Source organism: Pseudomonas trivialis, assembly GCF_001439805.1.
Classification (GTDB): Bacteria; Pseudomonadota; Gammaproteobacteria; order Pseudomonadales; family Pseudomonadaceae; genus Aquipseudomonas; species Aquipseudomonas trivialis.
The window spans coordinates 102,988-121,677 of the sequence record NZ_JYLK01000015.1; the positions used below are offsets into that span (position 1 = coordinate 102,988).

The window sequence follows — 18,690 nt, forward strand, 5'->3', positions numbered from 1 at the left end:
TGCAACACTCAGCAGCTGCACAGCGCGTTATCCAGCACCTTGCGCAGTTCCAGCGGGTGGTCCACCACCACATCCGCGCCCCAGTGACGCGGGTTGTCGTCCGGGTGGATATAGCCATAGGTGACCGCAGCGGTACGCGTGCCGGCATCACGGCCGGATTCGATATCGCGCAGGTCATCGCCCACGAACAGCACGCTGGCCGGGTCGAGGTCGAGCATCTTGCACGCCAGGATCAGCGGCTCCGGGTCCGGTTTGCTGTTTTTCACGTGGTCCGGGCAGATCAGCAAGGCCGAACGCTCGGCCAGGCCCAGTTGCTGCATGATCGGCTCGGCGAAGCGCAGCGGCTTGTTGGTGACCACGCCCCAGATCAATTTGGACTTCTCGATGTCCTGCAGCAATTGCTCCATGCCGTCGAACAGCTTGCTGTGGATGGCGCAGCCCTTGAGGTAACGCTCAAGGAATTCCTGGCGCAGGTCTTCAAAGCCTGGAGACTCCGGGTCCATCGAGAAGGTCACCGCGACCATCGCTCGCGCGCCGCCGGAGATTTCATCACGCACATGCTCGGGGTTGATCGGCGCCAGGCCGCGGTCGGCGCGCATGGCCTGGCAGATGGCGATAAAGTCCGGCGCGGTGTCCAGCAGGGTACCGTCCATATCGAAGAGAACCGCTCGCAGCTTCACAGGCTCACTCCTCGCGCAGGGTCTGGATCATGTAGTTGACGTCAACGTCGTTGGCCAGCTTGTAGTGCTTGGTCAGCGGGTTGTAGGTCAAGCCGATGATGTCCTTGACGGTCAGGCCGGCCTGACGACTCCAGGCACCCAGTTCGCTCGGGCGGATGAATTTCTTGAAGTCATGGGTGCCGCGCGGCAGCAGCTTCATGATGTATTCGGCGCCGATGATCGCGAACAGGTAGGCCTTGGGGTTGCGGTTGATGGTGGAGAAGAACACCTGTCCGCCGGGCTTGACCATGCGGAAACAGGCGCGGATCACCGACGACGGGTCCGGCACGTGTTCCAGCATCTCAAGGCAGGTGACCACGTCGAACTGCTCGGGCATCTCTTCGGCCAGGGCTTCGGCGGTGATCTGCCGGTATTCCACGCTCACACCGGACTCCAACTGATGCAGCTGGGCCACGGCCAGCGGCGCTTCGCCCATGTCGATGCCGGTCACAGTGGCGCCGCGCAGGGCCATGGCTTCACTGAGGATGCCGCCGCCGCAGCCCACGTCCAGCACCTTCTTGCCGGCCAGGTTGACGCGTTCATCAATCCAGTTGACCCGCAGGGGGTTGATGTCGTGCAGGGGTTTGAATTCGCTTTCGCGGTCCCACCAGCGATGGGCCAGGGCTTCGAATTTGGCGATTTCGGCGTGGTCGACGTTGCTCATGGTCAATCCTCTGAATCTGATAATCGGTTGGTCGGTGCTGGACATGCGGTCCAGCCCCTTCGTTATTCGTTATGCCCGCTGATGCGTTGGCCCCAGGCGATGGCCTTGGCGGTCAACTGTTGTTCATCCATGCGGGTCAGTTGCCGGTCGTCGAGCAACTGCTTGCCGGCGACCCACAGGTGTTTCACGCACTCGCGCCCGGTGGCATAGATAAGTTGTGAGACCGGGTCAAAGATCGGTTGTTGCGCCAGGCCCGAAAGATCGAAGGCGACCAGGTCGGCGGCCTTGCCCACTTCCAGTGAGCCGATCTGGCTTTCCAGACCCATGGCCCGCGCGCCGTTGAGGGTGGCCATGCGCAAGGCGCGGTGAGCGTCCAGCGCGGTGGCCGAGCCGGCCACGGCTTTGGCCAGCAGCGCGGCGGTGCGGGTTTCGCCGAGCAGGTCCAGGTCATTGTTGCTGGCCGCGCCGTCGGTGCCGATGGCCACATTGACGCCGGCCTGCCACAGGCGCTCCACCGGGCAAAAGCCGCTGGCCAGCTTGAGGTTGGATTCGGGGCAATGGATGAGACTGGTGTTGCTTTCGACCAGCAAGGCCAGGTCGTCCTCGCTGATCTGCGTCATGTGCACGGCCTGGAAGCGCGGGCCAAGCAAACCGAGGCGGCCCAGGCGCGCCAATGGCCGCTCGCCGGTCTGTTCGACGGCCTGCTGCACCTCGAAGGCAGTTTCGTGCACGTGCATCTGGATGACGGCGTCGAGCTCTTCGGCGATGACCTGGACCTTTTCCAGGTTGGCGTCGCACACCGTGTAGGGGGCGTGGGGGCCGAAGGCGATCTTGATGCGCGGGTGGTGCTTGAGGTCGCCGAACAGTTCGATGCCCTGGCGGATCGCCTCGTCGGCGCTGCTGGCGCCGGGGATCGGGAAGTCGAGGATCGGGATCGCGATCTGTGCGCGCATGCCGCTGTTGTGCACGCAGTCGCTGGCGACCTTGGGGTGGAAGTACATGTCGGCAAAACAAGTGATGCCGCCCATGAGCTGCTCGGCGATCGCCAGGTCGGTGCCGTCGCGTACAAAGGCTTCATCGACCCACTTGGCCTCGGCGGGCCAGATGTGTTTTTCCAGCCAGGTCATCAGCGGCAGGTCGTCGGCCAGGCCGCGAAACAGGCTCATCGCCGCGTGCCCGTGGGCGTTGATCAGGCCGGGGCTGAGCAACATGCCCGGCAGTTCGCGCACGTCGTCGGCCGCCAGCTTCAACGCGGCCGCCCGTGGCCCGATAAACGCAATGCAGCCATCGCGGATGCCCAGCGCATGCTCCTTGAGCACCACACCGGCAGGTTCGACAGGTACCAGCCAGGTCGGCAGCAGCAATAAGTCGAGCGGGGCGGCAGTGGCGGTCATCGCAGGCTTCTTCCCTGGCAGCTATAAAAGAAGGGCGAAGTATACCCGAGCGTCCTGGCTGGCGGATCGCTATAATCGGCGGCTTTTGTTCATGAGTACGGGGTTAGGGATGCGCGACCGACTGTTGGCTGCACAGAAAGTGAAGGCCATCGAGTGGCGCGATGGCGCACTGTACCTGCTCGATCAGCGTGCCTTGCCGGCCCGTCAGAGCTGGGTGGCCTGCTCGACAGCAGAGGACGTGGCCACGGCCATTCGCGCAAGGGTGGTGCGCGGGGCGTCGGCCATCGGCATCAGCGCCGCATACGGGCTGGTACTGGCCGCCCGCGTGCGTATCACCGAAGGCGCTGACTGGCAGGCCGCGTGGGAGGAAGACTACGCGCTGCTGGCCGATACCCGTCCGACCGCCGCCAACCTGTTCTGGGCGCTCAAGCGCATGCGCGATCGCCTGGACCGCCTCAAGAAGCACGCCGACCCCCTGGCGGCGCTGGAAGCCGAAGCGATCACGATCCATGAGAGCGACCGCGAAGCCAACGTTGTCATGGCCCAATTGGGCATGGAACGGATTCGCAGGCATCAGGGCAATGTCCAGGCGATCCTCACCCATGGCAATGCTGGTGCCCTGGCGACGGGTGGCGTTGGCACCGCGCTCGGTGTGATTCGCGCGGCCTTTTTGGAGGGCCTGGTCGAGCAGGTTTATGCCAACGAGACCCGACCCTGGCTGCAGGGCTCGCGACTCACCGCGTGGGAGCTGGCGGGCGACGGGGTCCCGGTCACGGTGAATGCCGACTCGGCTGGCGCACATATCCTCAAGACCAAGGGCGTGACCTGGGTGGTCGTCGGCGCCGACTGCATTGCGGCCAATGGTGATGTGATCAGCACCATCGGCACCTACCAGTTGGCCGTGTGCGCCATGCACCATGGCGTGCGCTTTATGGTGGTGGCGCCGAGCTCGACGGTCGACCTGATGATGGCCGCCGGTGAGGATGTGACGCTGGAAGAGCGCGATGTCGAGGAGTTGCGTGACATTGGCGGCCAGCGTCTGGAGGTGCCGGCGTTCAATTCTGCGTTCGATGTGACGCCGGCCGACCTGATTGATGTGATCGTCACTGAAAAAGGTGTTGTGGAGCGGCCGGATACCGCCAAGCTGGCCAGGTTGATGTGCCGTAAGCGACTGCATTGAAGGCTGTGGTGTCTGTGTCATTGCTATCGGGGGCAAGCCCCCTCCCACATGTTTGACTGTGTTCACTATTCAAGTGGGGGAGGGGGCTTGCCCCCGATTGGCCCTCAAAGTCAATAAAACTCCCGGATCCACCCTCAAAAAACACCACCACCCCACCTCTGAGCCCCTCTCGTCCCCCTCAAGCCTGTCATCGGTCAAATTACTGGCCTCCATGCGCATCAGGGGGATAGGTGCGTGGCGGCGATTGTGATAACATCCGGCGGTTTCCAGGGCCACCCAAAGGGGTTGCCTGTAACGTGCAGATCCGTGTCATAACTCGTTGATTTGTCGTAAGTCGTTGTCAGGCACCCTGCCGGCAGCGGCGAGCTTCGTTCATCCCGAATGGATGTGACGAGGTTTCACCCGAAAAAGGAATCAGGCTTCTCATGGGCGAACTGGCCAAAGAAATCCTCCCGGTCAATATCGAAGACGAGCTGAAACAGTCCTACCTCGACTACGCAATGAGCGTCATCGTGGGTCGGGCACTGCCTGATGCGCGCGATGGCTTGAAGCCCGTGCACCGGCGAGTGCTGTTCGCGATGAGCGAGCTGGGTAACGACTGGAACAAGCCGTACAAGAAATCTGCCCGTGTTGTCGGTGACGTGATCGGTAAGTATCACCCTCACGGCGACACCGCGGTGTACGACACCATTGTTCGGATGGCCCAGCCATTTTCCCTGCGCTACCTGCTGGTAGACGGCCAGGGCAACTTCGGTTCGGTCGACGGCGACAACGCCGCGGCCATGCGATACACCGAAGTGCGCATGACCAAGCTGGCGCACGAGCTGCTGGCCGACCTGCACAAGGAAACCGTGGACTGGGTGCCGAACTACGACGGCACCGAAATGATCCCGGCCGTCATGCCCACCCGTATTCCCAACCTGCTGGTCAACGGTTCCAGCGGTATTGCCGTGGGCATGGCCACCAACATTCCGCCGCACAACCTCGGTGAAGTCATCGACGGTTGCCTGGCCCTCATCGACAACCCCGAGCTGACCGTCGATGAACTGATGCAATACATCCCCGGTCCGGACTTCCCGACCGCCGCGATCATCAACGGTCGTGCCGGTATCATCGAAGCCTATCGCACCGGTCGCGGCCGCATTTACATGCGCGCCCGCTCGATCATCGAAGACATCGACAAGGTCGGTGGCCGCCAGCAGATCGTCATCACCGAACTGCCGTACCAGCTCAACAAGGCGCGTCTGATCGAGAAGATCGCCGAGCTGGTTAAAGAGAAGAAACTGGAAGGCATCACCGAGCTGCGCGACGAGTCCGACAAAGACGGTATGCGCGTGGTGATCGAGCTGCGTCGTGGCGAAGTGCCTGAGGTGATCCTCAACAACCTCTACGCCCAGACCCAGCTGCAAAGCGTGTTTGGTATCAACGTGGTTGCACTGATCGACGGCCGCCCACGCATCCTGAACCTCAAGGACCTGCTGGAAGCCTTCGTGCGTCACCGTCGCGAAGTGGTCACCCGCCGTACCGTGTTCGAACTGCGCAAGGCCCGCGAGCGCGGTCACATCCTGGAAGGCCAGGCGGTTGCGCTGTCGAACATCGACCCGGTCATCGCGCTGATCAAGGCTTCGCCGACGCCGTCGGAAGCCAAGGAAGCGCTGATCAAGATGCCGTGGGAATCCAGCGCCGTCGTGGCGATGGTTGAACGCGCCGGTGCCGATTCGTGCCGTCCGGAGACTCTGGACCCGCAATACGGCCTGCGTGATGGCAAGTATTTCCTGTCGCCGGAACAGGCCCAGGCCATCCTCGAGCTGCGTCTGCACCGCCTGACCGGCCTGGAACACGAGAAACTGCTGGCCGAGTACCAGGAGATTCTCAACCAGATCGGCGAGCTGATCCGCATCCTCAACAGCGCCGTGCGCCTGATGGAAGTGATCCGCGAAGAGCTGGAAGTGATCCGCGCCGAATACGGCGACGCGCGCCGCACCGAAATCCTCGATGCCCGCCTCGACCTGACCCTGGGTGACATGATTCCGGAAGAAGACCGCGTGGTGACCATTTCCCACGGCGGCTACGCCAAGACCCAGCCGCTGGCGGCGTACCAGGCCCAGCGTCGTGGCGGTAAAGGCAAATCGGCTACCGGCGTGAAGGATGAGGACTACATCGCTCACCTGCTGGTCGCCAACAGCCACACCACGCTGCTGCTGTTCTCCAGCAAGGGCAAGGTGTACTGGCTCAAAACCTACGAAATCCCGGAAGCCTCCCGCGCTGCCCGTGGTCGTCCGCTGGTCAACCTGCTGCCCCTGGACAGTGATGAATACATCACCACCATGCTGCCGGTCGACGAGTACACCGAAGGTCACTTCATCTTCATGGCGACCGCCAAAGGCACCGTCAAGAAGACCCCGCTGGAATCCTTCAGCCGTCAGCGCAGTGTTGGCCTGATCGCCCTGGAGCTGGATGAAGGTGACGTACTGATCTCCGCTGCCATTACTGATGGCGCGCGTGAAGTGATGCTGTTCTCCGATGGCGGCAAGGTCACGCGCTTCAAGGAATCCGACGTGCGCGCCATGGGCCGTACTGCCCGTGGTGTGCGTGGCATGCGTCTGCCGGAAGGGCAGAAGCTGATTTCGATGCTGATCCCGGAAGAAGGCAGCCAGATTCTCACCGCTTCGGCGCGTGGTTACGGCAAGCGCACGGCCATCAGCGAGTTCCCCGAGTACAAGCGTGGCGGCCAGGGCGTGATCGCCATGGTCAGTAACGACCGCAACGGCCGTCTGGTTGGCGCGGTGCAGGTGCTCGACGGCGAGGAAATCATGCTGATTTCCGACCAGGGCACGTTGGTGCGTACTCGTGTGGCCGAAGTCTCGAGCCTGGGCCGTAACACCCAGGGCGTGACGCTGATCAAGCTGGCCAAGGACGAGAAACTGGTAGGCCTTGAGCGTGTGCAGGAGCCTTCGGAAATTGAAGGTGAAGAGCTGGAAGGCGAAGAATTTGACGGTGAGGTGATCGCAACCGTCGATGACACCATCGACGAGCCAACCCTCGATGCTGCCGCAGACGAAGAAGAACCGCAGGAATAAGCGGACACGCAGGGGGCGGATGAAGATTCGCCCCCTTGTTGTTTGTGTCCCCTTTGAAATACCTATCCTTGGTCTGGCACCGATCCCTGTGGGAGCTGGCTTGCCTGCGATAGCATCACCGCGGTATCACTGGAACCACCGCAGTGCCTGTATCGCAGGCAAGCCAGCTCCCACCAGGGTTCGCTCCAGCGAAAGGTTGTTGCCGAACATGATTGCAGCCCCACCAGATCAGAGTGAGATTGGATGTGAGCAAGAGAGCCTATAACTTCTGTGCCGGTCCCGCGGCGCTTCCTGAAGCAGTCCTGCAGCGCGCGCAGGGTGAACTCCTCGACTGGCATGGAAAAGGCCTCTCCGTGATGGAAATGAGCCATCGCAGCGATGAGTTCGTCTCCATCGCCACCAAGGCCGAGCAGGACCTGCGCGACCTGCTGAACATCCCTTCAAACTACAAGGTGCTGTTCCTGCAAGGCGGCGCCAGCCAGCAGTTTGCCCAAATCCCGCTGAACCTGCTGCCCGAGGGCGGTACGGCCGACTACATCGACACCGGTATCTGGGGGCAGAAGGCCATTGAAGAGGCCTCCCGCTACGGCAACGTGAATGTGGCTGGCACCGCCAAGCCCTACGACTACTTCGCCATTCCAGGTCAGAACGAATGGACATTGTCGAAAGACGCGGCCTACGTGCACTACGTGGCCAACGAAACCATCGGTGGTCTGCAGTTCGACTGGGTGCCTGACGTGGGCGACGTTCCGCTGGTGTGTGACATGTCCTCGGACATTCTTTCGCGCCCAATCGATGTGTCGCGCTACGGCATGATCTACGCCGGCGCGCAGAAGAACATCGGTCCGAGCGGCATCCTGGTCAACATCATCCGCGAAGACCTGTTGGGCCGCGCCCGTGCCGTGTGCCCGACCATGCTCAACTACAAGGTCGCAGCCGACAACGGCTCGATGTACAACACGCCGCCGGCCTTCGCCTGGTACCTCTCGGGCCTGGTGTTCGAATGGCTGAAAGAGCAGGGCGGTGTCGCCGCCATGGGCAAGCTCAACGAAGAGAAGAAGCGCGTCCTGTACGACTTCATCGACGCCAGCGGCCTGTACAGCAACCCGATCAACCTCGGCAATCGCTCGTGGATGAACGTGCCGTTCCGTCTGGCGGACGACCGCCTGGACAAACCGTTCCTGGCCGGTGCCGACGCACGCGGGCTGCAGAACCTCAAGGGCCACCGCTCGGTGGGTGGCATGCGCGCCTCCATCTACAACGCTGTCGACATCCACGCGATCAACGCGCTGGTTGCCTACATGGCAGAGTTCGAAAAGGAACACGGCTAATGTCTGAGCAAGAACTCAAGGCCCTGCGGGTCCGCATCGACAGCCTGGACGAGAAAGTCCTGGAACTGATCAGTGAGCGTGCGCGCTGCGCCCAGGAAGTGGCGCGGGTGAAGATGGCTGAGCTGGCCGAAGGCGAGGTGCCGGTGTTCTATCGGCCCGAGCGTGAAGCGGCGGTGCTCAAGCGTGTGATGGAGCGCAACCGGGGCCCATTGGGCAACGAAGAAATGGCGCGGTTGTTCCGCGAAATCATGTCCTCGTGCCTGGCCCTCGAGCAGCCGCTGAAAGTGGCCTACCTCGGCCCCGAAGGCACGTTCACCCAGGCGGCGGCCATGAAACACTTCGGTCACGCCGTGATCAGCAAGCCGATGGCGGCCATCGACGAAGTGTTCCGTGAAGTGGCGGCCGGCGCGGTGAATTTTGGCGTGGTGCCGGTGGAAAACTCCACTGAGGGCGCGGTCAACCACACCCTCGACAGCTTCCTCGAGCACGACATGGTGATCTGCGGCGAAGTCGAACTGCGCATTCACCATCACCTGCTGGTGGGCGAAAACACCAAGACCGACAGCATCAGCCGTATCTACTCTCACGCTCAGTCCCTGGCCCAGTGCCGCAAGTGGCTGGACGCCCATTACCCGAATGTCGAGCGCGTGGCGGTGTCGAGCAACGCCGAGGCCGCCAAGCGGGTCAAGGGTGAGTGGAATTCGGCGGCGATTGCCGGTGATATGGCTGCGGGCCTTTACGGGCTGACGCGCCTGGCCGAAAAGATCGAGGACCGCCCGGACAACTCCACGCGGTTCCTGATGATCGGCAGTCAGGAAGTGCCGCCGACCGGCGACGACAAGACTTCGATCATCGTGTCCATGAGCAACAAGCCAGGCGCCCTGCATGAACTGCTGGTGCCGTTCCACGACAACGGGATTGACCTGACGCGCATCGAGACGCGTCCTTCGCGCAGCGGTAAATGGACCTACGTGTTCTTTATCGACTTCATCGGCCACCACCGCGACCCGCTGGTCAAGGGCGTACTCGAGAAGATCAGTCAGGAAGCCGTGGCACTCAAGGTGCTGGGCTCTTACCCGAAAGCGGTTTTGTGAGGCTTTGACATGAGTGGCAACTTCCTCGCCCTGGCGCAGCCGGGCGTGCAACAACTCTCGCCATACGTGCCGGGCAAGCCTGTGGACGAGCTGGCGCGTGAGTTGAATCTGGACCCTTCGAAGATCGTCAAGCTGGCCAGTAATGAGAACCCGCTGGGCCCGAGCCCCAAGGTGCTGGCGGCGATTCGTGAAGAGCTGACCGAGCTGACCCGTTATCCGGATGGCAACGGTTTTGCGCTGAAGTCGCTGCTGGCGCAAAACTGCGGTGTAGCGCTCGACCAGGTGACCCTGGGCAACGGCTCCAACGACATTCTTGAGCTGGTCGGCCGTGCCTACCTGGCACCGGGCCTGAATGCGGTGTTCAGCGAGCATGCGTTTGCGGTCTACCCCATCGTGACCCAGGCCGTTGGCGCCGATGCACGGATCATTCCGGCCAGGGATTGGGGCCATGACCTGCCGGCGATGCTGGCGGCCATCGACGCGCAGACGCGCGTGGTGTTTATCGCCAACCCGAACAATCCGACCGGCACCTGGTTCGATGCCCAGGCGTTGAACGACTTCCTGCAGGGTGTGCCCGAGCACGTGCTGGTCGTGCTCGACGAAGCCTATATCGAGTACGCCGAAGGCGGCGAGTTGCCAAACGGCCTCGACTTCCTGGCGGCCTATCCGAACCTGCTGGTGTCGCGCACCTTCTCCAAGGCCTATGGCCTGGCGTCGCTGCGCGTTGGCTACGGCCTGTCGACGGCGGTGGTTGCAGATGTGCTGAACCGCGTGCGCCAGCCCTTCAACGTCAACAGCCTCGCCCTGGCGGCAGCTTGCGCGGCGGTGAAGGACACCGAGTACCTGGAGGAAGGCCGCCGCATCAATGAACGCGGCATGCTGCAACTGCAGCAAGGTTTCCGTGAGTTGGGCTTGGGCTGGATTCCATCCAGGGGCAATTTCATCTGCGTCGACCTCGGCCAGGTAGCTGCACCGGTATTCCAGGGCCTGCTGCGCGAAGGCGTGATCGTGCGCCCGGTGGCCAACTACGGCATGCCGAACCACCTGCGTATCACCATCGGCCTGCCGGCCGAGAACAGCCGCTTCCTTGAGGCGCTGGCCAAGGTTCTCGCTCGTGGTTGATGTCACTGCATTGCAACCTGCTGTGCCTATGATCGGTCGCCTGGTAGTGGTCGGCCTGGGGTTGATCGGTGGTTCCTTCGCCAAAGGCCTGCGTGAAAGCGGGCTGTGCGGCGAAGTGGTCGGTGTGGACCTGGACCCGCAATCGCGCACGCTGGCGGTTGAGCTGGGCGTGGTCGACCGCTGTGAAGCGGACCTGGCCCTGGCTTGCCAGGGCGCCGATGTGATCCAGCTGGCGGTGCCGATCCTTGCGATGGAAAAGCTGCTTGGGGTATTGGCCGGCATGGACCTGGGGCAGGCGATTCTCACCGACGTCGGCAGTGCCAAGGGCAATGTGGTGCGCGCGGCGCAGCAGGCGTTTGGCGGCATGCCGGCGCGCTTTGTGCCGGGCCACCCGATTGCCGGCTCCGAACAGAGCGGGGTGGAAGCCTCCAATGCGCAGTTGTTTCGTCGGCATAAAGTGATTCTGACGCCGCTGGCGCAAACCGATCCGGCGGCGCTGGCCGTGGTTGATCGTCTGTGGCGCGAGCTGGGGGCGGATGTGGAGCATATGCAGGTCGAGCGTCACGACGAAGTGCTGGCGGCGACCAGTCACCTGCCGCATTTGTTGGCGTTTGGTCTGGTGGATTCTTTGGCCAAGCGCAACGAAAACCTGGAGATCTTCCGCTACGCCGCCGGCGGTTTCCGTGATTTCACGCGGATTGCCGGCAGCGACCCGGTGATGTGGCACGACATTTTTCTCGCCAATCGCGAAGCGGTGTTGCGCACCCTGGACACCTTTCGCAGCGACCTCGACGCCTTGCGCGACGCGGTCGATGCCGGAGATGGTCATCAGTTACTGGGCGTGTTCACCCGTGCGCGGGTGGCACGTGAGCACTTCAGCAAGATCCTGGCGCGCCGGGCCTATATGGAAACCGCTGTGAGCGCTGATGAGGTGGTCTTCGTGGCCAGCCCGGGTGGTCGCTTGAGTGGGCGCATCCGTGTGCCGGGCGACAAGTCGATCTCCCATCGCTCGATCATGCTGGGCTCGTTGGCCGAGGGGGTCACCGACGTTGAAGGTTTCCTGGAGGGCGAGGATGCCCTGGCGACCTTGCAGGCGTTTCGTGACATGGGCGTCGTGATCGAAGGTCCGCACCATGGGCGCGTGACGATTCATGGCGTCGGTCTGCTGGGGCTGAAGGCGCCACCGGGGCCGATCTACCTCGGCAACTCCGGCACTTCGATGCGCCTGCTCGCCGGGCTGCTCGCGGCGCAGCGTTTTGACAGCGTATTGACCGGCGACGCCTCGCTGTCCCGGCGCCCGATGAATCGTGTGGTCCAGCCGCTGCGGGAAATGGGGGCGGTGATCGAGACGGGGCCTGAGGGGCGTCCGCCGTTGAGCATTCGTGGTGGTCAGTCGTTGAAAGGGTTGAATTACACGCTGCCAATGGCCAGTGCCCAGGTCAAATCCAGTCTGCTGCTGGCGGGGTTGTATGCTGAAGGCAAGACCGCAGTGACCGAGCCTGCACCGACCCGTGATCATACCGAGCGCCTGTTGCGCGGGTTTGGTTATCCGGTGGCGGTGGAGGGCTCGACGGCTTCCTTGGAGTCGGGTCACTTGCTGAGCGCAACCCATATAGAAGTGCCGGGGGATATTTCCTCGGCGGCGTTTTTCCTGGTGGCGGCTTCGCTCGCCGGCGGGGCCGAGCTGCTGCTGGAGCATGTCGGCATCAACCCGACGCGCACTGGCGTGATTGATATCCTGCGGCTGATGGGCGCTGATATCAGCCTGGAAAATCAGCGTGAGGTGGGCGGTGAGCCTGTCGCGGATCTGCGGGTGCGTTCGGCAGCGTTGAAGGGGATTGAAATTCCCGAGGCACTGGTGCCGTTGGCAATTGATGAGTTTCCGGTGTTGTTCGTGGCTGCCGCCTGCGCTGAAGGTAGAACGGTGCTGCGCGGTGCTCAGGAGCTGCGCGTGAAGGAATCCGACCGCATTCAAGTCATGGCCGATGGTCTGCTGATGCTCGGGGTGAAGTGTGAACCGACTCCCGATGGGATTATTATCGACGGCGGCCCGTTAAGCGGCGGCGAGGTCCAGGCCCATGGCGACCACCGGATTGCCATGGCCTTCAGCGTGGCTGGCTTGCGAGCGGCTGCGCCGATTCGTATCCATGACTGTGCCAATGTAGCGACGTCTTTTCCGAATTTTCTTACCCTGTGTGCCCATGTCGGCATGCGTGTTGCCCAAGAGGCTCAATTGTGAATATCAAAGCACCGGTGATTACCATCGACGGGCCAAGCGGCTCGGGCAAAGGCACTATCGCCGGCATCCTAGCCAAGCGCCTGGGCTGGTGCCTGCTGGACTCCGGCGCGCTGTATCGCCTGCTGGCGTTTGCCGCACGCAACCATGGCGTCGACCTTACCAACGAAGAATCCCTGAAACTGCTGGCGGCGCATCTGGATGTGCAGTTCGTCGGCGCGACCGAAGGTCATCCGCAGCGCATCATCCTCGAAGGCGATGATGTGACCGACGACCTGCGTAACGAACAGGTTGGCTCGTGGGCATCCCAGGTCGCCGCGCTGCCGGCGGTGCGTGATGCCTTGCTGCAGCGTCAGCGCGCGTTTCAGGAGCCACCGGGCCTGGTGGCTGATGGCCGCGACATGGGTACCGTTGTGTTTCCCGAGGCGCCGCTGAAGATTTTCCTGACCGCCAGTGCCGAGGAGCGCGCGCGCCGTCGTTACTTGCAGTTGAAGGGCAAAGTCGATGGTGTTAGTCTGTCGAGTCTGCTAGATGAGATCCGTGCACGCGATGAGCGTGATACCCAGCGTGCGGTAGCCCCGCTCAAGCCGGCGGCTGACGCTATACAGCTGGATTCCACGGAGCTTTCCATCGAGCAGGTGCTGGAACGCATCATGAGTGAAATCGCCATTCGCGATATTGCCGGATGACCAAGAAGGCTGCAGGGGACCAGTCAAAGTCCTGCGGTGCTTCTTCTAAATGAAACTGACCCACACCGTCTGGGGTGTGGAGATGGGCGTATTCTTCGCCCTTATCAACAGGAATTAAAATGAGCGAAAGCTTTGCGGAACTCTTTGAAGAAAGCCTAAAAACCCTGAACCTTCAGGCAGGCTCCATCATCACCGGTGTTATCGTTGATATCGATTACCAAGCTCGTTGGGTAACCGTTCACGCTGGTCTGAAGTCTGAAGCTCTGATCCCGCTGGAACAGTTCTACAACGATGCTGGCGAGCTGAACATCAACGTCGGTGACGAAGTTCACGTTGCTCTGGACTCGGTTGAAGACGGTTTCGGTGAAACCAAGCTGTCCCGTGAAAAAGCCAAGCGCGCTGAATGCTGGATTGTTCTCGAAGCAGCCTTCGCAGCTGAAGAAGTGGTCAAGGGCGTTATCAACGGTAAGGTTAAAGGCGGCTTCACTGTCGACGTTAACGGCATCCGTGCGTTCCTGCCAGGTTCTTTGGTCGACGTTCGTCCAGTGCGCGACACCACGCACCTGGAAGGCAAGGAACTCGAATTCAAGGTCATCAAACTCGATCAGAAGCGCAACAACGTTGTCGTTTCCCGTCGCAGCGTCCTGGAAGCAGAGAACTCCGCCGAGCGTGAAGCTCTGCTGGAATCCCTGCAGGAAGGCCAACAAGTCAAAGGTATCGTCAAAAACCTCACCGATTACGGCGCATTCGTCGATCTGGGTGGCGTCGATGGCTTGCTGCACATTACCGACATGGCTTGGAAGCGTATCAAGCATCCTTCCGAAATCGTCAATGTTGGCGACGAGATCGATGTCAAGGTTCTGAAATACGATCGCGAACGCAACCGTGTTTCCCTGGGCCTGAAGCAACTGGGTGAAGATCCATGGGTTGCTATCAAAGCGCGTTACCCGGAAAGCACTCGCGTGACCGCGCGTGTAACCAACCTGACCGACTACGGCTGCTTCGCTGAGCTGGAAGAAGGCGTGGAAGGCCTGGTACACGTTTCCGAAATGGACTGGACCAACAAGAACATCCACCCTTCGAAAGTCGTACAAGTCGGCGACGAAGTGGAAGTTATGGTTCTGGACATCGACGAAGAGCGTCGTCGTATCTCCCTGGGTATCAAGCAGTGCAAATCCAACCCATGGGAAGATTTCTCCGGCCAGTTCAACAAGGGCGATAAAATCTCCGGCACCATCAAGTCGATCACCGATTTCGGTATCTTCATTGGTCTGGACGGCGGCATCGACGGCCTGGTTCACCTGTCCGACATCTCCTGGAACGAAGTCGGCGAAGAAGCTGTTCGTCGTTTCAAGAAGGGCGACGAGCTGGACACCGTTATCCTGTCGGTTGACCCAGAGCGCGAGCGCATCTCCCTGGGTATCAAGCAACTGGAAAGCGATCCGTTCTCTGAATTCGTTCAGGACAACGACAAAGGCGCAATCGTTAAAGGCATCGTGAAAGAAGTTGACGCTAAAGGCGCCATCATCACGTTGGCCGACGATATCGAAGCGACTCTGAAAGCCTCCGAAATCAGCCGTGACCGCGTTGAAGACGCGCGTAACGTTCTGAAAGAAGGCCAGGAAGTAGAAGCCAAGATCATCAGCGTTGACCGCAAGAGCCGTGTAATCCAGCTCTCCATCAAGTCGAAAGACGATGCTGAAGAGAAAGAAGCCATCCAAAGCTTGAAAGACAAGCCTTCGGATAGCATCGCTGCTGGTCCTACCACTCTGGGCGACCTGTTGCGTGCACAAATGGAAAAACAGAACTAAGTTCTGTCAGACCATAGAAAAAGGGCGACTTTGGTCGCCCTTTTTTGTGCCTGAAATTCGTTGAATCATCCTCGGGTATCTCTGGTCTACAGGTCGTTGTCAGAACTGGCTATAGTCATTGTAAAAGCGCTCTCGGCGTTTTGTTTCAATAAGGATTTGAATGAACAGGCTTATCGTAGTGCTTGTATTGGTGGTGTTGTCAGGCTGTTCCGTCACCAGCGCAAAAACGCACGTCAAGCGCGGTGTGAGTGGTATAGAGATCGACTGCTCGGGCCTTGGCGGTAATTGGGAGAAGTGCGAGAAGCGCGCTGCTCGCGAATGCAAGATGCAGGGCTATAAGGTCGTTACGCGGTCCAGTGATGCGAAGGACGAAGAGGGCGATTACTTGTTTGGTTGGAATCCTGCCGGCGCAGTTACTCGAACGATGCTGGTCATCTGTAAATAACCCCCTCACGGTGCCTGCCAGAACAGCTCTATTAACCTGCACATAAGTTATTGCGTGGGCTGTTCAAATTCATCAAGTCATGCTAAAACCTTCGAAGCGCTTTTCCTAGCTGCTTGAAAAAGAAGGGAAAAATATGACGAAGTCGGAGTTGATCGAACGAATTGTCACCCATCAGGGGCTGCTCTCATCCAAGGATGTTGAGCTAGCTATCAAGACCATGCTTGAGCAAATGTCCCAGTGTCTGGCTACCGGGGATCGCATTGAGATCCGTGGCTTCGGCAGTTTCTCCCTGCATTACCGTGCGCCCCGCGTTGGCCGCAATCCCAAGACAGGCCAGTCCGTCAGCCTTGACGGTAAATTCGTTCCTCACTTCAAGCCGGGTAAAGAGTTGCGTGACCGGGTGAATGAAGAAGAGGAAGAGGGCGTCTGAGTGTTTTTGGGGAAGGAGAAAGGTATGCGTGGGGTTAAGCGCGTTGTTGCGGTATTTGCGGTGCTGATTGTTGCTTTGATCGTGCTGGCGTTTGTATTGGAAAATCAGCAGGGTGTATCACTTTCGTTCCTGGGGCAGGCTACTGGGGAGCTGCCGGTTTCGGTGTTTGTGGTGGTGGCGTTGATTGCTGGGATGGTGATAGGGCCGTTGTTGAGGGCGGTGGTAGGTCGTAGGAATCGTACGTCTGTCGCAGCGGGGCGAAGCTGAAGGCCGCTCTTGTTTGTTTGGGCTGGTCTGAATAAAGGATTCGAGGACCGTCTGTCAGAAAATGTTGCTCAGGGTATGCTCAAGTACCCAAGCATTTTTCTCATTGAGAGTGTCTCAATGGCTAGTATTCCTTTAAATCATTGGCTGTCATCTTCAGATCTGAAATTTCCCCTGCATTTCCTTATCACCGAGGCATAACTGATAGAGGTTTGCCTGGTTTTGTAAGTAAAGGCCTACAGACATGTCAAGGCTTGTAATAAACCAAAGAGATGGCAAAATGAAATCTGTTCTCGATAACAGGCAGTTTGTGCGCTCGGAATTTGGCAGAGACGCTCGGTTCAGGCGATCCTCCAATTAGAAAAAACACATTTTGTCTGCATAACGAGCCCGCAGTTTCTTTTTGAAGGCAGGTTTTTGTTGTGAGTAGCAGTCTTCGCGTCACCCCGGTTCCAGCGGGAAAAATTGGCCTTGAAATGCTTTTTCAGGGGCTGTGGCAAAATAAGGCCACAATTATCGTTGTCGTTGTACTCGCTGGAATTCTGTCGGCCGTTTACGCTTTTTTAGCGACACCTGAATATCAAGTGACCAGTGTACTGCGCCCTGCCGCAATTAATGAGTTGGACGCTTTGAATCGGTCCGAAGTTTATACGCTTCCACCAGCGCAAGCGTTGCTTAAAGTAGGAGAAGCGCTTGAATCCTATGATATTCGTCTTGGTTTTTTTCGCTCGCATCAAAATCTGTTTAAGGCTTTCTCGCGCCCAGGAAGAACATTGGAGCAGAGTTTTGAGGAGTTTAATAAAAACTCTATCAGTCTTGAAGTTCCCGATCCGAAGAAGACGAACACGTTAAGCAATTATATTAGGCTTGAAATGACCTACCCCAAGGGAATAGACGGGGTATCTATCCTCAATGGCTTTGTCGAATATGCAATTAATGTAGAGCGGCAGCAGATTGCTGCTGACTTAACTGTGATTGTTAAAAACCGATTAGCAGAAATTGAAGGAAAGTTAAACGCAGCTCGCTCAAGTTATGAAATGGATAAAGAGGCCAGGATTGCAAAGTTGGCCGAGAAAGATGTGCTTCGTCGTGCTCAATTGCAAGATGAGCTCAAGGCGCTGCGCGCTCAACTGAAAGCCGTTCGTAGCGACCGACTGGCCTTGTTGGATGAATCCATAAACATTGCCAAATCACTTGGAATACAAAAACCCTCCACGCTTTCGTCGTTAGGTGATAAGAGCGGCAATCGGTCATCCAGCATCATTCGCACCGAAATCAATAATCAGCAGGTCCCGCTGTACTTTATGGGCGTCGAGGCACTGGAGGCAGAGCGTCGCACTTTGCTACAGCGCAAGAGTGATGACTTTACCGGTGCCCGTATTGCGCAAATCGCCAAGGACCTTCAATTGCTGCAGTCTAATCGAGAGATTGAATTACTGAACAATCGTAAAAACGAAGATCTGTTTTTAAGTAATGTTGCGCCTCTTCGGGGGGAGCAGGCCCGGCTCCGTAGTCTGAATCTTGATATGGCGCAGTTGAAATTGGTCGTCATAGATAAGCTGGCGCTTGAGCCGATTAAACCGATTAAACCGAAAAAAGTTCTTATTCTGCTGTCCGGCCTGATTTTGGGTGGAGTCCTCGGTGTTTTGATCGCCCTGGCGCGTTCAATACTGTTAATTAGGCGCAATGCCGCAGTTGATAGAGCTGCGCACTCACAGCATGCCGTAATCGCAGAGTCAGCAAAAAGTGAGCGATGAGCTGGCACGAGGGATATCACGCGCTCTGGCTCAAGGCGTTGACTTGCTGATCTGAAACCAAAACTATCACGCATTCGGGCCGCTGGTAGCAGATCTGGGTTTGGCGGATTCATATGGTGGAGTTAATGTAGTGCCAACGCTTATTTGGTGAGGCATCTCGTAGTATGCTTGCAATGCGCCTTCGCTCTGGCGTATGGAGCAATTACGAAGTTTTTTGCAGCGAATTGCCTTTGAAAGGCTAAACTGGACGAAACCGTCCGGGTGCAGGCATGGCATAGTGATATTGGCTGTGGCGTTCACGATGTTGGCGTGACGCCCAACTGGCGCGCAAAGCGTGTCAGCAAACCGTTGGGAATTTTTCGCCGGTGGGTGAGATAGGCCGCGAAGCCTGCTGTCAGAGGTCTTGATTCACAGGATGTTGAAGTATTTCAGTGCTGAAGATGGTTCAGTGAAATTTTATTTTTTATTAGGCTT

The 18,690-nt window shown here is 59.2% G+C and carries 15 protein-coding genes; 12 read left to right on the forward strand and 3 right to left on the reverse strand.

Translation table 11 applies throughout. From position 1 onward, the window contains the following. Positions 1 to 8: 8 nt before the first annotated feature. From mupP to TU79_RS19945, 3 genes are all read right to left on the reverse strand, one after another. On the reverse strand, positions 9 to 680 hold the full coding sequence (gene mupP, locus TU79_RS19935) for an N-acetylmuramic acid 6-phosphate phosphatase MupP (protein WP_057009608.1): 672 nt from the start codon (positions 678 to 680) through the stop codon (positions 9 to 11). A gap of 4 nt (positions 681 to 684) precedes the next feature. Further along, complete coding sequence (gene ubiG / locus TU79_RS19940) at positions 685 to 1,383, reverse strand: bifunctional 2-polyprenyl-6-hydroxyphenol methylase/3-demethylubiquinol 3-O-methyltransferase UbiG (RefSeq protein WP_057009609.1); 699 nt, start codon at positions 1,381 to 1,383, stop codon at positions 685 to 687. A gap of 62 nt (positions 1,384 to 1,445) precedes the next feature. Beyond that, positions 1,446 to 2,777: a TRZ/ATZ family hydrolase gene (locus tag TU79_RS19945; protein WP_057009610.1), complete on the reverse strand. Its 1,332-nt coding sequence runs from the start codon at positions 2,775 to 2,777 to the stop codon at positions 1,446 to 1,448. Positions 2,778 to 2,886: 109 nt separating this feature from the next. On the opposite strand from TU79_RS19945, the gene mtnA reads away from it, so the two are divergent. The 12 genes from mtnA (at position 2,887) to TU79_RS20005 (ending at position 18,216) form a co-directional block, all read left to right on the forward strand. After that, positions 2,887 to 3,957 (forward strand): S-methyl-5-thioribose-1-phosphate isomerase, encoded by a 1,071-nt coding sequence (mtnA, locus tag TU79_RS19950; RefSeq protein ID WP_057009611.1) that lies wholly within the window; start codon positions 2,887 to 2,889, stop codon positions 3,955 to 3,957. Between the two features lie 425 nt (positions 3,958 to 4,382). Next, on the forward strand, positions 4,383 to 7,037 hold the full coding sequence (gene gyrA / locus TU79_RS19955) for a DNA gyrase subunit A (protein ID WP_057009612.1): 2,655 nt from the start codon (positions 4,383 to 4,385) through the stop codon (positions 7,035 to 7,037). A gap of 245 nt (positions 7,038 to 7,282) precedes the next feature. Beyond that, positions 7,283 to 8,368, forward strand: a complete 1,086-nt coding sequence (gene serC, locus TU79_RS19960; RefSeq protein ID WP_057009613.1) for a 3-phosphoserine/phosphohydroxythreonine transaminase — start codon at positions 7,283 to 7,285, stop codon at positions 8,366 to 8,368. Then, positions 8,368 to 9,462 carry a prephenate dehydratase gene (gene pheA, locus TU79_RS19965; RefSeq protein WP_057009614.1) on the forward strand — a complete coding sequence of 365 codons (1,095 nt, stop codon included), beginning with the start codon at positions 8,368 to 8,370 and terminating at the stop codon, positions 9,460 to 9,462. The genes serC and pheA overlap by 1 nt, the downstream gene beginning before the upstream one ends. Before the next feature lie 9 nt (positions 9,463 to 9,471). After that, positions 9,472 to 10,584, forward strand: a complete 1,113-nt coding sequence (gene hisC / locus TU79_RS19970) for a histidinol-phosphate transaminase (RefSeq protein ID WP_057009615.1) — start codon at positions 9,472 to 9,474, stop codon at positions 10,582 to 10,584. A gap of 28 nt (positions 10,585 to 10,612) precedes the next feature. Then, positions 10,613 to 12,823 (forward strand): bifunctional prephenate dehydrogenase/3-phosphoshikimate 1-carboxyvinyltransferase, encoded by a 2,211-nt coding sequence (locus tag TU79_RS19975; protein WP_057009616.1) that lies wholly within the window; start codon positions 10,613 to 10,615, stop codon positions 12,821 to 12,823. Beyond that, a complete protein-coding gene (gene cmk, locus TU79_RS19980; protein ID WP_012722932.1) occupies positions 12,820 to 13,509 on the forward strand; it encodes a (d)CMP kinase in 690 nt (229 codons plus the stop codon). The genes TU79_RS19975 and cmk overlap by 4 nt, the downstream gene beginning before the upstream one ends. A 119-nt stretch (positions 13,510 to 13,628) precedes the next feature. Next, positions 13,629 to 15,320, forward strand: coding sequence for a 30S ribosomal protein S1 (gene rpsA / locus TU79_RS19985; RefSeq protein ID WP_003235361.1), 1,692 nt, complete (start codon positions 13,629 to 13,631; stop codon positions 15,318 to 15,320). Between the two features lie 160 nt (positions 15,321 to 15,480). Then, entirely contained in the window at positions 15,481 to 15,765 is a 285-nt protein-coding gene (locus tag TU79_RS19990; RefSeq protein ID WP_057009617.1) for a hypothetical protein, read from the forward strand. Positions 15,766 to 15,898: 133 nt separating this feature from the next. Then, positions 15,899 to 16,195 carry an integration host factor subunit beta gene (gene ihfB, locus TU79_RS19995; protein WP_003189779.1) on the forward strand — a complete coding sequence of 99 codons (297 nt, stop codon included), beginning with the start codon at positions 15,899 to 15,901 and terminating at the stop codon, positions 16,193 to 16,195. Between the two features lie 24 nt (positions 16,196 to 16,219). Then, positions 16,220 to 16,462, forward strand: coding sequence for a LapA family protein (locus tag TU79_RS20000; RefSeq protein WP_057009618.1), 243 nt, complete (start codon positions 16,220 to 16,222; stop codon positions 16,460 to 16,462). 473 nt (positions 16,463 to 16,935) lie between these two features. Continuing rightward, entirely contained in the window at positions 16,936 to 18,216 is a 1,281-nt protein-coding gene (locus TU79_RS20005; protein ID WP_057009619.1) for a Wzz/FepE/Etk N-terminal domain-containing protein, read from the forward strand. Positions 18,217 to 18,690: the final 474 nt, after the last annotated feature.

Excerpts from the sequence above, each read along its gene's own strand:
- TU79_RS19990 (WP_057009617.1), top strand. The coding sequence starts at position 15,481 with ATGAACAGGCTTATCGTAGTGCTTGTATTGGTGGTGTTGTCAGGCTGT.
- TU79_RS19975 (WP_057009616.1), top strand. The coding sequence starts at position 10,613 with ATGATCGGTCGCCTGGTAGTGGTCGGCCTGGGGTTGATCGGTGGTTCC.
- ihfB (WP_003189779.1), top strand. The coding sequence starts at position 15,899 with ATGACGAAGTCGGAGTTGATCGAACGAATTGTCACCCATCAGGGGCTG.
- TU79_RS19945 (WP_057009610.1), bottom strand. The coding sequence starts at position 2,777 with ATGACCGCCACTGCCGCCCCGCTCGACTTATTGCTGCTGCCGACCTGG.
- pheA (WP_057009614.1), top strand. The coding sequence starts at position 8,368 with ATGTCTGAGCAAGAACTCAAGGCCCTGCGGGTCCGCATCGACAGCCTG.
- gyrA (WP_057009612.1), top strand. The coding sequence starts at position 4,383 with ATGGGCGAACTGGCCAAAGAAATCCTCCCGGTCAATATCGAAGACGAG.
- ubiG (WP_057009609.1), bottom strand. The coding sequence starts at position 1,383 with ATGAGCAACGTCGACCACGCCGAAATCGCCAAATTCGAAGCCCTGGCC.
- TU79_RS20000 (WP_057009618.1), top strand. The coding sequence starts at position 16,220 with ATGCGTGGGGTTAAGCGCGTTGTTGCGGTATTTGCGGTGCTGATTGTT.
- hisC (WP_057009615.1), top strand. The coding sequence starts at position 9,472 with ATGAGTGGCAACTTCCTCGCCCTGGCGCAGCCGGGCGTGCAACAACTC.
- mtnA (WP_057009611.1), top strand. The coding sequence starts at position 2,887 with ATGCGCGACCGACTGTTGGCTGCACAGAAAGTGAAGGCCATCGAGTGG.
- rpsA (WP_003235361.1), top strand. The coding sequence starts at position 13,629 with ATGAGCGAAAGCTTTGCGGAACTCTTTGAAGAAAGCCTAAAAACCCTG.
- TU79_RS20005 (WP_057009619.1), top strand. The coding sequence starts at position 16,936 with ATGCTTTTTCAGGGGCTGTGGCAAAATAAGGCCACAATTATCGTTGTC.